The sequence below is a fragment of the Achromobacter xylosoxidans genome, assembly GCF_001457475.1.
Classification (GTDB): Bacteria; Pseudomonadota; Gammaproteobacteria; order Burkholderiales; family Burkholderiaceae_B; genus Achromobacter; species Achromobacter xylosoxidans.
Window position 1 is genome coordinate 774,041 of the sequence record NZ_LN831029.1, and the last position, 13,740, is coordinate 787,780.

The following is a 13,740-nucleotide window of genomic DNA, read 5'->3' on the forward strand; positions in this document are numbered from 1 at the left end:
GAGCGGCGGCCTTCATGCGCATTTCGGAAACCTGTATCCAGCGGCCGGTGTTCGCATCGGTGCTGTCACTGGTCATCGTGCTGATCGGCCTGATCTCGTATTCGCGCCTGACGGTGCGGGAATATCCCAAGATCGACGAGCCCATCGTGTCGGTGGACACGACCTACAAGGGCGCCTCGCCCGAGGTGATCGAGTCGCAGGTGACCAAGCCGCTGGAAGACCAGCTGGCCGGCATCGAGGGCGTGGACGTGATGACCTCGCGCAGCCGCTCCGAGCGCAGCCTGATCAACATCAAGTTCAACCTGTCGCGCAATCCGGACGCGGCGGCGGCCGAAGTGCGCGACAAGGTCTCGCGCGCGCGCCGTTTCCTGCCCGACGAGATCGACGAGCCCATCATCGGCAAGGTCGAGGCGGATTCGCAGCCCATCATCTACATCGCGGTCGAGTCCGGTTCGTATTCGGCCATCCAGACTTCCGACTACATCAACCGCTACATCAAGACCCGCCTGTCGGTGCTGCCCGGCGCGGCCGAGGTGCGCGTGTTCGGCGAACGGCTGCCGTCCATGCGCATCTACGTCGACCGCGACAAGCTCGCGGCCTACGGCCTCACGGTGCAGGACGTCGAGTCGGCGCTGCGCAGCCAGAACGTGGAGATCCCGGCCGGCCGCATCGAGTCGCGGGCGCGCGAGTTTTCGGTGGTGTCGTCCACCGACTTGCAGACCCCGGCGCAGTTCGAGAACGTCATCGTCGCCAACGTGAAGGGTTATCCGGTGCGGCTGCGGGACGTGTCCAAGGTGGAGATCGGGGCCGCCAACGACCGCATCCTGTCGCGCTTCAACGGCAAGCCGGCCATCAACATCGGGGTCACGCGCCAGTCCACCGCCAACCCGCTGGAGCTGTCCAAGGCGGCGCGCGAGGAAGTGGCGCGGCTGAACGAGAACCTGCCCGCGGGCATGAAGCTGACCATCGCCTACGACTCGTCGGTGTTCATCGAGCGCTCCATCGACTCGGTGTTCCACACCATCGGCGAAGCCATCGTCCTGGTGGTGCTGGTGATCTTCTTCTTCCTGCGCAATCTGCGCGCCAGCATCATTCCCATCGTCACCATCCCGGTGTCGCTGGTGGGCGCATGCGCGCTGATGTACCTGTTCGGCTTCTCGATCAACACGCTGACGCTGCTGGCCATGGTGCTGGCCATCGGTTTGGTGGTGGACGATGCCATCGTGGTGCTGGAGAACATCTTCCGCCACATCGAGGACGGCATGCCGCGCAAGGAAGCGGCGCTGCGCGGCTCGCGCGAGATCGGCTTCGCCGTGGTGGCCATGACCATGACCCTGGTGACGGTGTACGCGCCGCTGGCCTTTGCCACCGGCCGCACCGGGCGGCTGTTCATCGAGTTCGCGCTGGCGCTGGCCGGCGCGGTGCTGGTGTCCGGCTTCGTGGCGCTGACGCTGACGCCCATGATGTGCTCGGTGCTGCTGCGCCACCAGAGCAGCCACAGCCGCTGGTACAACCTGATCGAAGGCTGGCTCGACGCCATGAGCAATGGCTACCGGCGGACACTGGCGCTGGCGCTGCGCCATCGCTGGCTGGTGGTGGCGATCGGCATCGCGGTGGCGGCGGCCAGCGGCGTGCTGTTCAAGGTGGTCAAGAGCGAGCTGGCGCCGGTCGAGGACCGCGGCGTCGTGTTCGGCATCGTCAGTTCGCCGGAAGGCGCGACGCTGAACTACACGCTCGACAGCATGCTCGGCATCGAGAAGTTCTACGCCGCCATTCCCGAGGCCAGCGGCAGCCAGGTCACCGTCGGTTTTCCCACGGTCACCGACGGCACCGCGATCCTGCGCCTCAAGCCCTGGGAGGAGCGCGGCCGCCGCCAGCAGGCCATCACCCAGGAACTGCAACCGTTGTTCTCGTCGCTGCCGGGGGTGCGGGCGTTCCCGACCAATCCGCCGTCGCTGGGCCAGTCGGCGCGTTCCAAACCGGTGGAATTCATCATCATGAGCCAGGCCTCCTACGAGGAACTGGCGCGCCTGACCGAGGTGTTCCTGACGGAACTGCGCAAGTATCCCGGCCTGCTCAACCTGGACACCGACCTGCGCCTGAACACGCCCGAGTTGCGAGTGCGGGTGGACCGAGACAAGATGGCCGACGTCGGCACCAACGTCGACACCGTGGGTCGCACCCTCGAATCGATGCTGGGCGGACGCCAGGTGACCCGCTACAAGGACCAGGGCGAGCAGTACGACGTGATCGTGCAGGTCACGCCGCGCGACCGCGCCACCCCCACCGACATTTCCGGCATCCACGTGCGGGCGCGTGACGGCAGCATGGTGCAGCTGGACAACCTGGTGGCTGTGCACGAAGGCGTGTCGCCGCAGTCGCTGAACCACTTCAACCGCCTGCGCGCGGTCAAGATCGACGCCGCCGTGGCGCCGGGCTATGCGTTGGGCGAGGTGCTGACCCACATGCACCAGGTGGCGCGCGACGTGCTGCCCAATACGGTGGTGACGGACCTGGACGGCCAGTCGCGCGAGTTCCGCGATTCGTCAGGCAGCATCTACCTGGTGTTCGCCATGGCGCTGGCCTTCATCTACCTGGTGCTGGCTGCCCAGTTCGAAAGCTGGCGCAACCCCTTCATCATCATGCTGTCGGTGCCGCTGTCGATGACCGGCGCGCTGCTGGCGCTGTGGCTGACGGGCGGCACGCTGTCGATCTACAGCCAGATCGGCCTGATCACGCTGGTGGGCCTGATCACCAAGCACGGCATCCTGATCGTCGAATTCACCAACCAGCTGCGAGACGAGGGCAAGGCCCTGTTCGAGGCCGTCACCGAGGCCAGTGTGCTGCGCCTGCGGCCGATCCTGATGACCACCGGCGCCATGGTGCTGGGCACCGTGCCGCTGGCGCTGTCGTCGGGCGCGGGCGCCGAATCGCGCCAGCAGATCGGCTGGGTCCTGGTGGGCGGGCTGATGCTGGGTACACTATTGACCTTGTTCGTCGTGCCGGTGGCCTACACCCTGATCGCCACCGCACGCAGGAAACCCGGCCCGGCCGGCAGCGCAACGCATCCCCCGGCCGGCCCGGCGGATGGCCAGGCGCCGTCGGCGCCAGCGGCCCAAGCGTCGGAATAGCTTTATGCGCCAGATCATCTTTGACACTGAAACCACCGGGCTGGATCCCGCCCAGGGACACCGCATCGTCGAAATCGGCTGCGTCGAACTGGTCAACCGGATGGCCACCGGCAACAACCTGCACATCTACCTGAACCCGGACCGCGACAGCGACCCCGAGGCGCTGGCGGTGCACGGCCTGACCACCGAGTTCCTGTCCGACAAGCCGCGCTTTGCGGAAGTGGCCGACGAGTTCGTCAAGTTCATCCAGGGCGCCGAACTGATCGCGCACAACGCGGCGTTCGACGTGAAGTTCTTCAACGCCGAGCTGGCCAAGACCGGCCGCGGCCCGATCACCGAATACTGCGCGACGGTCACCGATTCGCTGTTGCACGCGCGTTCGCTGTTCCCGGGCAAGCGCAACTCGCTGGACGCGCTGTGCGACCGCTTCGGCATCTCCAACGCGCACCGCACGCTGCACGGCGCGTTGCTCGACTCGCAACTGCTGGCGGAAGTCTGGCTGGCCATGACCCGCGGCCAGGATGCGCTGCTGATCGACGTCGACGACAACGACTCGGGCGCGGGCGGCGGCGTGGTGCTGGCCAGGTTCGACGCCTCCGGCCTGCCGGTGGTGAAGGCCAGCGAAGCCGAACTGGCCGAGCACGAAACCTACCTGGCGGCGCTGGACAAGTCGGTTGGCGGCGAATGCGTGTGGCGCAAGCTGGACGCGCCGGTGGCGGCCGCTTGAAGTTTTTTCGAGGCGACTTGCACACTTTCAAAAAAGCGTGCTAATATTTCGCCTCTTTCGGGGTGGTTAGCTCAGTGGTAGAGCACTGCCTTCACACGGCAGGGGTCACTGGTTCGAACCCAGTACTACCCACCAAAGACCCTCGAAGAGCGCCGTCAGGCTGAAAAGCCGGCAGTCGCGACTCGAGCCGGTGCAAGCGCTTTGCGCAAGCAAAGACGCAAACCCGAGCGACAATGAAGCCAACCTTAGCCGGTTGGCTTTTTTGTTTTGCGCGCGGCCTTGATATGCCGCAAGCGCGACCGCCGGATTTGCGCGCCATCGTGCCCCGGGTTGTCTATGATGAAATCTGAAGTCGCAATTTCGGCCCAAAGCTCGGTCCAAAGCTCGACCCTAAGCTCGACCCAAAGCGCGTGGCCGGGCCGCGGCAACCGGATGTGGATGCAAAAGCAAGAGCAAAGGCAAACGCAGACTGAGACGCGAAACGCGTCGTTTACCGGGAGACCTTCATGCACCCCAGCACCAACACCATGTTGATCATCATCGTCACGGGCGTGGCGCTCATGCTGCTCGGGTTTGGGCTGCGGGATCGCAACATCGGCATGGGGCTGATGGGCATCGGCCTTATCACGGCCATCGGCACCATCATCTATAAGGCGTACATCACGTTCTATTGACGCGGCCGGGCGCATTGCCCGCGTCGTTCAGGCCTTGGGCGCGGCCAGCCGCGCCGCGCGCGCCAGCAGGGTGTCGAGCTGGTTGGCGAAGGCCTTGCGGTCGGATTGGCTGAACGAAGACGGTCCGCCCGTGTCCACGCCGCTCGCGCGCAATTCCTCCATCATGTCCCGCAGCGCCAGCCGTTCACGGATGGTCTCGGGCGAATAGCGTTCGCCGCGCGGGTTCAGCGCCATGGCGCCTTTTTCCAGCACCTGCGCCGCCAGCGGGATGTCGCCGGTGATCACCAGGTCGCCGGCCACCGCGCGTTCGGCGATGTGAGCGTCGGCCACGTCGAAGCCGCGCGGCACCTGCACCGCCCGGATCAGTGGCGAAGGCGGCGTATGCAGCGCCTGGTTCGCCACCAGGGTCACCGGCACCTGCCAGCGCTGCGCGGCGCGGAACAGGATGTCCTTGATGACCCCGGGGCAGGCGTCGGCGTCGACCCAGATATGCATCAGCCGAGGGCCTTCTGCAAGGCTTCGGCGATGATGTCGTTGGTGCTCAGGCCGCGTTCGGCGGCGGCCGCGCGCAGCTGGTCCGCCTGCGCCTGCGACAGCTTCAGCGGAAACGGCACCAGGCCGGCGGCCTGGTCGAGCTTGCGCTGCTCGCGGCGGTCGGGCACTTGCGAGGCGGCGCCGAAGCGGTCGGGCGTGCCGGCTTGCTTGAGTTGGCCGGCCAGTTTCAGCGCCTGGTTCTTCTGCAGATCGAATTTGTTCATGAATATTCCTGATTGGGAGCGCCATCATAAGCGCAAGCGCGGTCAGCGGGGTTTTGCGTTCTCCAGCGCGGCCAGGCCTTCCTCGGCGCCGTCGTGCAACGGCACGGTCAGGCCACGCCGGGCGTTGGCGATGTTGACCTGGGCGCCCTGGGCCGAGCCGGCGGCCAGCAGGTCCTGGCCGGTCTGGTAGACCGCCCGCACCACCTGCAGGGCCTCATCGCGCGTCAGGTCGGACGTGGTCAGCAGCAGCGCCGCGGTGCCGATGGTGGCGACCGGTTCCGATTGGTTCGGATAGGTGCCCGCCGCGATTTCCAGGGGCATCAGCGCGTTGTCCTGGGCGGCCAGCGTCTTGACCGCGGCCGGATCGAGCGGCAGCAGTTTCAGGTGGGCCTGCGTCAGGGCGTCGCGCAGGGGCGTGGCGGGAATGCCGATCACCTGCGCCGCGGCGTCGATCAGGCCGGCATTGAGCGCCGGCAGCGAAGCCGTGAAGGGCGTGGGAACCGCCTCGTAGTCGCGTCCAGGCTGCAGCCCATGCGCCGCCAGCACCGCTTCCAGCGTGGCCCGCACCGCCGAACCCTGCGCGCCGAGCGCGATCTTCTTGCCCTTGAGGTCGCGCACGCCGCGCAGCTTGGCGTCGTCGCGCACGACGATATGCACCATTTCGGGATAGAGGCTGCCCAGCGCCCGCAGGCCGGCGAACGGCCCTTGCGACGCGAACGGACCGCGGCCCTCGTACGCCAGCTTGGCGGTATCGCCCTGGGCCAGCCCGACCACGGCGTCGCCGCTGCGCAGCAGGGCGATGTTCTCGGCGCCGCCGCCGGTGATCAGCGGCGTGACGCGGATCTGGCGCGCCTGGCCCACCGCGCCCAGCGCGCGCGCGAAGGTGACGTACTCGCCCCGGTCCGGTCCGCCGGCCAGCGGATAGCCCTGCTGCATGCGCGCCAGCCGGCCATTGATGCGGGCGACCGAGCGTTCCAGTTCCTGTTGCACCACGTGCTGCGCGGTGCTGGAGGCGCTGTAGGCAACCGAATGGGTGATCTGGTCGAGCGTGTCCAGCAGCCGCTGCGTCACGGGCGGCGGCGCGCCGGTGTCCAATGAGGGCGCCTCGGCGGCCTTGAAGCCGGCGGGGGTCACCAGCGTCCAGCCTTCGCCTTCCTTGCGGTAGATGGCGCTGGCATGCGCCACGATCTGGTCGCCAGCCTGGTTGCCGCTGGATTTCACGCCGCTGATGCTGCGCGGGCCCGCGCCCAGCAGCGTTACCAGGGCGGCGGCGCCGGGTTGGTCCCAGGCGCCGAGCGCGATGTCGCGGGTCACTTCCAGCCGCAGGTCGTAATAGACCACGCGGCGGGTTTCGCCTGCCGGAGCGCTGCTGTCGGTGGCGGAGCCCATTCTCTTGAGCTGGTCGATGCGGAACAGGCCCGCGCCGTAGGTGGCGGCCAGGCCGCGTTCGACGTCGGCGCGCAGCGCGTCGGTATCGGGCGCGCGGCCGCAGGCTGCCACGAGCAGGCACAGGGCCATAAGGAGGATGCGCTTGAGCATGGTCACATTCCTCCCACGAACGGCAGCGAGATCAACGAGGTCAGCACGATCACGTTGAGGATGTCCACCAGGAATGCGCCGGTCACCGGCACCACGATGAAGGCTTGCGGCGCGGGGCCATGGCGCCGCGTCAGCGCCTGCATGTTGGCGATGGCGGTGGCGGTGGCGCCCAGCGAGAAGCCGCAGAAGGCGGCCGACATGATGGCGGCCTCGTAGTCGCTCTTGAGCAGGCGGAACACCACCCAGGCCGAATACAGCGCGCAGAACAGCGTCTGCACCGCCAGGATCAGCGCCAGGGGCCCGGCCAGGCGCGCCACGCTGGTCAGGTCCAGCGTCATCATGGTCATGGCCAGGAACAGCGACAGGGTGATGGTGCCGATGATCTCGGTGGCGCGGTCGTCCAGTTTCAGGCCCAGACGTTCGCCGCCATTGCGGATCAGCACGCCGGTCGCCAGGCACCAGAGGAAGTTGGGCAGGCTCACCGGCGCGCCTTCCACCAGCGTGGCCAGGTAGCCGCCCGCCACCAGGCAGACGAAGGCGGCGGTCATCGAGGTGATGAACGAGGCGGCCGTCGACGGCGCCTGCGCTTCGCTCAGGTCCGGCGCCTCGTGGCCCGCCGCCGATTGGCGATCCAGGCTGCCGGCCAGCTTGTGGCGGCGCATCAGCCATTCCGCCACGGGGCCGCCGACCACGCCGCCCAGCACCAATCCTATCGTCGCCGCGGTCATGGCCAGCGCCATCACGTCCTGGATATTGTTGACGTCCGCAAAGCGGGTGGCGTAGGCCGCGCCCGTGCCGTGGCCGCCGACCAGCGTGATGGTGCCGCCCAGCAGCCCCATCAGCGGATGCATGTCCAGCAGCCAGGCCATGCCCAGCCCGACTGCGTTCTGCAGCACCAGGAACGGGATCAGCGCCAGCAGGAAGGCGATCAGCCGCGGGCCGCCCTTGGCCAGCAGTTTCAGGTTCGCCGTCAGGCCGATGCAACCGAAGAACAGCAGCAACAGGGTCGGCTTGATGCTGGTTTCCAGGGAAACGGCATGGCCGCCCCGGGTCGACAGCGCATAGGCGCCGATCGCGAACAGCAGGCCGCCGACGATCGGGTCCGGAATGCTGTAGCGCGCCAGCACGCCGATGCGGGTGGTCAGGACGCGGCCGATGGCCAGCACCAGGCAGCAGGCCAGCAGGGATTGGACGGGCGAGAGTGAAATCATGGAAACCTTCGCGCCCGCGGGCGCAGCGAAGTCAGGCTGTGGAAACCGTTGCCGCCATGTCTTTCCGGGATTGCGTTCCCATCTTAACGGGACGCCGGCGGCGCGGCATGCGCGCGGCAACGAACGAAGGCGGGGCGTGCCGCGCCGGTCAGAGCGGAAAGGCGCGCGCCATGTAGCTGGCCTGGGGCCCGTAGCCCTCGAGTTTGTCGGCCAGTTCGCGGCCGCCGGCCGGGACGGGCGCGTAGCCATGCCGCGTCCAATAACCGACCGCCGAACCCAGCGACACCAGGCTGGCGCGTTGCAACCCGGTTTGCGCGGCATGGCCGGCGGCCGTGCGCAACAGCGCCTGTCCCACGCCCAGCCCCTGGGCCGAGGGCGCCACCGCGCAATCGTGCAGGAACCAGTGGTCCGGACGCTCGGGCAGGGCGGCAAGCGGAGCGTCCAGCGTGGGCGGCAGGCCGGCGTCCCACGGGTACGACACCAGATAGCCGAGCAGGTGCGGGGAATCCGGCATCGTGTCGGCCTGCGCCACCCAGCAATGGGCTGGCGCCAGCGTCAGCCGGTTCAGGAAGAAATCAGCGCTCTCCAGCAGGAAACCCGGATAGGCGCCGGCCTGGATTGCCAGGATGCCGTCCATGTCGCCGGCCAGCATGGGGCGGACTCGATATTGCATAACCACCTTTGAAAACAAGAGCTTCGCGCATTTTACCGATGCCGCGGCCGGGGCCGCTTTACGCCCTTTCACAAATCGGGGACAGAGGTTTACGGAGCCTAAACGGCGCTTCATACATTTGGCTGCATGCCTGCCTAGAATCGCCTCGATTGCGACGAGTCCGATACCGGAAGCATTTCATGAAAATTCGACGAGGGCTTGCGCATACTGCCCGGCATAACGTCCCGCATTCCAGTTCCAGAACCTTATGCACATTCAATTCCGGTCCGAGCCCATGGGGCAGCAAGTCCTGGCCAAAGCGCTTCCCGTGGAAGCGATCTGGCGCACGGCCGCTGCCAACGTGCCTTACGACGCCTGCGTCACCTGCGTCATTCCCTGCCTGAATGAATGCGAGAACCTGCGCGTGCTGTTGCCGTTGCTGCGCAGCCGGCTGGCGGCCCTGTGCACCGGCTGGGAAATCATCGTGGCCGACGACGGCAGCACCGACGGCACCGAGGCCCTGATGGCTGAATGGACCCAATACGATGGCTTCCGCTACGTGCAGCTGTCGCGCAATTTCGGCAAGGAGGCCGCGCTCAGCGCCGGCCTGGAAAGCGCCACGGGCGACGCCATCATCTGCCTGGACGCCGACATGCAGCATCCGCCGGCCCTGATCGAGCAGATGCTGGCGCGCTGGGCCGCCGGCGCCGAAATGGTCTATGCCGTGCGCGAGACCCGCGCCGACGAATCCTGGCTCAAGCGCACCGGCGCCCGCTGGTTCTACAAGTTGCTCAGCGGCGCCCGCGGTGTCGAGGTGCCGGCCCACGCCGGCGACTTCCGTCTCATGAGCCGCAACGTGGTGGACGCGCTGAACGCGCTGCCCGAGCGCACCCGTTTCATGAAAGGCCTGTACGCCTGGGTCGGTTTCAAGGGTGAAGCGCTGCCCTATACGCCCGACGAGCGCATGCATGGCGACAGCCGTTTCGGGGGCATGCGACTGGCGCGCCTCGCGCTGGATGGATTGACGGCGTTCACGACCTGGCCGCTGCGCCTGGTCAGCCTGGTGGGCGTGCTGTTCGCGGTGCTGGCAATGGCCTATGCGAGCTATCTCGTGATCGATTACCTGGTCTCCGGCAATGCCGTGTCGGGCTGGACCACCATCGTGACGGCCGTGCTGTTCTTCGCCGGCGTCAACCTGATCTCGCTTGGCGTGGTGGGCGAGTACGTGTCGCGCATCTTCGACGAGGTCAAGGGACGGCCGTTGTTCGTGGTGCGCCGCCGCCAGGGGCGAGCCTCCCATTCTGACAAGGTCGCATCCTGATGGCCGCCGCGATGCAACGGCCGGCGCGTTCCGATTGGATCCCGCCGGCGGGATGGTTCCTGCTCGCGGTCGGCGTCTGGCTGGCGTTCCTGGCCTGGGTGCGGCCGCTGACGCTGCCTGACGAAGGCCGATATGCCGGTGTCGCCTGGGACATGCTGCGCAGCGGTTCGCACGCCGTGCCGTTGCTCGACGGCATGCCTTATTTCCACAAGCCGCCGCTGTATTACTGGTTGACCGAACTGTCGTTCACGGTGTTCGGCGTGCATCCCTTTGCCGCGCGCCTGCCGTCGCTGCTGGCGGCATGGACCGCCGCCGCCGCGCTGTATGGTTTCCTGCGGCGCTATCGCGATGCCGCCACCGCGACGCTGACCGTGCTGGCGCTGGCGACCCTGCCTTTCTTCTACGGCGGCGCGCAGTTCGCCAATCTCGACATGCTGGTGGCCGGCATGATCACCCTGTGCGTGCTGGCCGCGGCCGACACCGTGCTGCGCCTGGAGCGCGGCCAGGCCTATCGGTGGATGTCGCTCGCCGCCGCCGCGCTGGCGGCCCTGGCGGTGCTGGCCAAGGGGCTGATCGGTCTGGTTCTGCCCGGCGCCATCCTCTTCATCTGGCTGGTCTGGGGGCGCCGCTGGCGCGCGCTCGGGGCGCTGTTGTGGCCGCCCGCGCTGCTGGTGTTCGCGGCGGTCGCCATGCCGTGGTTCGTCCTGATGCAGGTCCGCTATCCGGGCTTCTACGACTATTTCTTCGTCTACCAGCATTTTCAGCGCTTCGCCGCCACCGGTTTCAACAACGCCCAGCCGTTCTGGTTCTACCTGCCGGTGGTGGTGGGACTGAGCCTGCCCTGGTCGCTGTGGGGCGGCGGCATCCTGCGCAAGGCGTTCTGGGCGGCGGGGCCGCAGCGCGATCTGCGGCGCCTGGCGCTGGTATGGTTCGTGGTGGTGGTGGGGTTCTTTTCACTGCCGAATTCCAAGCTGGTGGGCTATGTGTTGCCGGCGGTGCCGCCGCTTGCCTTCCTGCTGGTCGAAGTGATCGTGGCCGCGAGCCGCGACAAGGCCGACGCCCTGGCGCCGCGCCTGGTGCGCGTCTGCGCCGGGGTTGGCGCCGCGATCTGCGTGTTGGCCATCGGCATCGCCGCCCATTCGGCCCGCGGCAGCGCGGGCCCGCTGGCCGCGACGATCCGTCCGCTGGCCAAGCCCGGCGATACCTATGTGTCGCTGCACACCTATCCGTTCGACCTGGCGCTGTACGCCCAGGCGCCCAGGCCAACCTGGGTGGTGGACGACTGGCTCAATCCGGAAGTGCCGGTGCGCGACAACTGGCGCAAGGAACTCTACGACGCGGCCAGGTTCGAGCCCGAGGTGGGCAGGCAAGTGTTGATCAGTCCGCAGGAATTCCAGTCCCGCCTGTGCGCGGCGCCCGAAGGCGCGCGCTACTGGGTCTGGGGCACACGGTCGGACGCGGGCGCCTATCGGGCGTTGGCGGGCCTGGAGCCGGTCGCGAACAGCGTGAAATACGTGATCTGGCAGGTCGTGTCGGATGCCGCCTTCAAGCAGCGGGTCTGTGGCGGAACGCCCACAGCCGGCTCGTGATGAAGGTGGCCACCGCCAGCGCAATCAGGATCAGGGCCAGCAGCACGTCATAGGGAACCGACGTTACCCGCAGCAACCAGGCGTAAGCGGATTCATTGATGATGAAGCCGACGGCTGAAATGAAGAAGAAACGGCGTACTGCTATGGTCCAGGGTGTTTTCGAATGTCTGAACGTAAGCCGGTAGTGTCCGCTGAAGGAAACGACGAACGCCACCAGCCAGCCGAGCAGGTTGGCCAAGAGCGGAGCGGCGCCCAGGCCTTCGACGCAGGCGACCGCGACGCCCCAGTGGGTGGCGGCCGCTGCGCATCCGACGGCGATGAACAGGCTGACTTGTTGAAGCAGGGCGCGCATGTGGGGCGTGTCGAAGAAAGAAAGCGAGGTGAGAACTTGACCAAGCGCATCGTGGTTTGCGGTGATGATTTTGGCATGAATGCCGATATCGATGAAGGCATGATCGCGTTGGCGGGCATGCGTCGGCTGAGCGCCATCAGCTGCCTGTCGTTGGGCCCGACCTTCGTCGCCAACGCGCCGCGGCTGGCGTTGATGGACGCCGATCTCGGCCTGCATGTGAATCTGACCGAACGCCTGGGCGATGGCGATGCGGACCTGCCGTCTTTGTCCCGGCTGATCCTGCGGGCCTACACCGGCCGGCTGGACGCCGCCTGGGTCGACCTGCACCTGGCGCGCCAGTTCGACGCCTTCGAGGCCGCATTCGGACGCGCGCCGGATTACGTGGACGGGCATCAGCACGTGCACCAGTTGCCGGTGGTGCGTGATCGCCTGCTGCTGGCGCTCAAGCAGCGCTATGGCGCGCACCGGCCCTGGCTGCGCCAGACCGCGCCGGGCATGCTTTGCGGCATTCCCCTCAAGGAATCGATCAAGGCTCGCATCATCGGCGCGCTGGGCGCGGCGGAACTGGGCCGCCGGGCTGACCGCGAGGGTCTGCGCACCAACCGCCGGTTGCTGGGAGTGTATGGCTTCGACGGAGGCCGCCGGCGCTACGCCGACCTGCTGCAGAACTGGCTGTTCAACGCGCGCGATGGCGACCTGTTGATGTGCCACCCGGCCAAGGATGCCCGGGGCGGCAGCGCCATGGCGCGCCAGCGCCGTGCCGAATACGACGTGCTGGCCTGCCCCAAGCTGGGCGACTGGATGCTCGCCAACGGCGTGCGCATCTCGCGCCTGCCCTCGGGGGCGCGCTAGCGCCCTGGTAGTTGGCTGCGCCTGCGAGGCGCCTTTCAGCGTAAACAGGCCCTAGGCCCGCGTCAGGCTTTGCAGCAGCCACGCGCCGGCCGGCCCCAGCGGACGGCGCGTCGACCACACCGCGTCGACCCGGATCTGGCGCGGCCAGCCCGGCACCGCCAGTTCCACCAGCTGTCCGCGCCCGAAACGGTGCAGCATCCAGCGCGGCAACTCCGCCCAGCCGAATCCCAGCGTGGCCATTTCCAGCAACATCAGATAGCCCGGCGCCGACCAGGTGGACTGCGATGGCGCGGGGGCCTTGTCGTCCAGCTCGTAGGTGCTCAGGCGCAATTCACGTTCGGTCTTCAGGTGGTCCTTGGTCACCCCGGACAAGGTCGCCAGTGGATGGCCGCGGCCCACGCACAGCACGATTTCCGAGGCCTCGCGCAGCGTCGCGTGAGCCATGTCGGGCGGGTAGTTTTCCTGCGCCGCCATCAGCCCCAGGTGGGCGCGGCCCTGCTGCACCAGCGCCACCACGTCCTCGTATTCCGCGATCAGGCATTCGAAGCGCAACGCCGGATAGCGCTGGTCGATCTGGCTGAGCATGTTCTCAAAGGTTTCGGACTGAAACGTATCCGACAGCACCACGGTCAGGCGCGGCTCCAGCCCCGCCGACAGCTGGCTGGCGCTGCGGTTCAGGCGGTCGTTGGCCGCCAGCACCTGCAGGGCCTGGCCCAGCAGCACCTGGCCGGCCTCGGTCAAGGCCGGCTGGCGCTGGCTGCGGTCGAACAGCGTCACGTTCAGGTCGACCTCCAAATTGGCGATGGTCTCGCTGACAGTGGACTGGCTCTTGCCCAGCTTGCGGGCCGCCGCCGAAAACGTGCCCTCGGCGGCCACCTGGGCGAAGGTGGCCAGGGACTCCAGGGAGTGGCGCATGGCGGCGGGCGTTTTCATT

13 protein-coding genes and 1 tRNA gene are annotated in these 13,740 nt (G+C 67.5%); 7 read left to right on the forward strand and 7 right to left on the reverse strand.

The window, feature by feature from the left end; genetic code table 11:
* The first annotated feature begins 14 nt into the window (after positions 1–14).
* The 4 genes from AT699_RS03580 (at position 15) to AT699_RS31390 (ending at position 4,532) form a co-directional block, all read left to right on the forward strand.
* On the forward strand, positions 15–3,131 hold the full coding sequence (locus tag AT699_RS03580) for an efflux RND transporter permease subunit (RefSeq protein WP_006388693.1): 3,117 nt from the start codon (positions 15–17) through the stop codon (positions 3,129–3,131).
* 4 nt (positions 3,132–3,135) lie between these two features.
* The gene (gene dnaQ / locus AT699_RS03585; RefSeq protein WP_020925183.1) at positions 3,136–3,858 is read left to right on the forward strand and encodes a DNA polymerase III subunit epsilon; all 723 of its coding nucleotides are present in this window, start codon (positions 3,136–3,138) and stop codon (positions 3,856–3,858) included.
* A gap of 60 nt (positions 3,859–3,918) precedes the next feature.
* Positions 3,919–3,993 (forward strand) — tRNA-Val (locus AT699_RS03590).
* A gap of 371 nt (positions 3,994–4,364) precedes the next feature.
* A complete protein-coding gene (locus AT699_RS31390) occupies positions 4,365–4,532 on the forward strand; it encodes a hypothetical protein (RefSeq protein ID WP_006388695.1) in 168 nt (55 codons plus the stop codon).
* A gap of 27 nt (positions 4,533–4,559) precedes the next feature.
* On the opposite strand, the gene AT699_RS03595 is transcribed toward AT699_RS31390, so the two are convergent.
* From AT699_RS03595 to AT699_RS03615, 5 genes are all read right to left on the reverse strand, one after another.
* Positions 4,560–5,027 carry a YaiI/YqxD family protein gene (locus AT699_RS03595; protein WP_006388696.1) on the reverse strand — a complete coding sequence of 156 codons (468 nt, stop codon included), beginning with the start codon at positions 5,025–5,027 and terminating at the stop codon, positions 4,560–4,562.
* Positions 5,027–5,290, reverse strand: a complete 264-nt coding sequence (locus AT699_RS03600; RefSeq protein WP_006388697.1) for a hypothetical protein — start codon at positions 5,288–5,290, stop codon at positions 5,027–5,029. The genes AT699_RS03595 and AT699_RS03600 overlap by 1 nt, the downstream gene beginning before the upstream one ends.
* A 42-nt stretch (positions 5,291–5,332) precedes the next feature.
* A complete protein-coding gene (locus AT699_RS03605; RefSeq protein WP_026382468.1) occupies positions 5,333–6,835 on the reverse strand; it encodes a TAXI family TRAP transporter solute-binding subunit in 1,503 nt (500 codons plus the stop codon).
* The gene (gltS, locus tag AT699_RS03610; RefSeq protein ID WP_024067725.1) at positions 6,832–8,040 is read right to left on the reverse strand and encodes a sodium/glutamate symporter; all 1,209 of its coding nucleotides are present in this window, start codon (positions 8,038–8,040) and stop codon (positions 6,832–6,834) included. Before gltS ends, AT699_RS03605 begins: the two co-directional genes overlap by 4 nt.
* A gap of 148 nt (positions 8,041–8,188) precedes the next feature.
* A complete protein-coding gene (locus tag AT699_RS03615) occupies positions 8,189–8,692 on the reverse strand; it encodes a GNAT family N-acetyltransferase (RefSeq protein WP_006388700.1) in 504 nt (167 codons plus the stop codon).
* A 268-nt stretch (positions 8,693–8,960) separates the two neighbouring features.
* Between AT699_RS03615 and AT699_RS03620 the strand changes: the two genes are divergently transcribed.
* Together AT699_RS03620 and AT699_RS03625 are read left to right on the forward strand one after the other, a co-directional pair.
* Positions 8,961–10,013: a glycosyltransferase family 2 protein gene (locus tag AT699_RS03620; protein WP_006388701.1), complete on the forward strand. Its 1,053-nt coding sequence runs from the start codon at positions 8,961–8,963 to the stop codon at positions 10,011–10,013.
* Complete coding sequence (locus AT699_RS03625; RefSeq protein ID WP_006388702.1) at positions 10,013–11,602, forward strand: ArnT family glycosyltransferase; 1,590 nt, start codon at positions 10,013–10,015, stop codon at positions 11,600–11,602. The genes AT699_RS03620 and AT699_RS03625 overlap by 1 nt, the downstream gene beginning before the upstream one ends.
* On the opposite strand, the gene AT699_RS03630 is transcribed toward AT699_RS03625, so the two are convergent.
* Positions 11,559–11,954, reverse strand: a complete 396-nt coding sequence (locus AT699_RS03630) for a GtrA family protein (RefSeq protein ID WP_006388703.1) — start codon at positions 11,952–11,954, stop codon at positions 11,559–11,561. The genes AT699_RS03625 and AT699_RS03630 overlap by 44 nt on opposite strands.
* A 36-nt stretch (positions 11,955–11,990) precedes the next feature.
* On the opposite strand from AT699_RS03630, the gene AT699_RS03635 reads away from it, so the two are divergent.
* A complete protein-coding gene (locus AT699_RS03635) occupies positions 11,991–12,806 on the forward strand; it encodes a ChbG/HpnK family deacetylase (protein WP_035183705.1) in 816 nt (271 codons plus the stop codon).
* A gap of 51 nt (positions 12,807–12,857) precedes the next feature.
* On the opposite strand, the gene AT699_RS03640 is transcribed toward AT699_RS03635, so the two are convergent.
* Positions 12,858–13,721 (reverse strand): LysR family transcriptional regulator, encoded by an 864-nt coding sequence (locus AT699_RS03640; RefSeq protein ID WP_035183741.1) that lies wholly within the window; start codon positions 13,719–13,721, stop codon positions 12,858–12,860.
* Positions 13,722–13,740 lie beyond the last annotated feature (19 nt).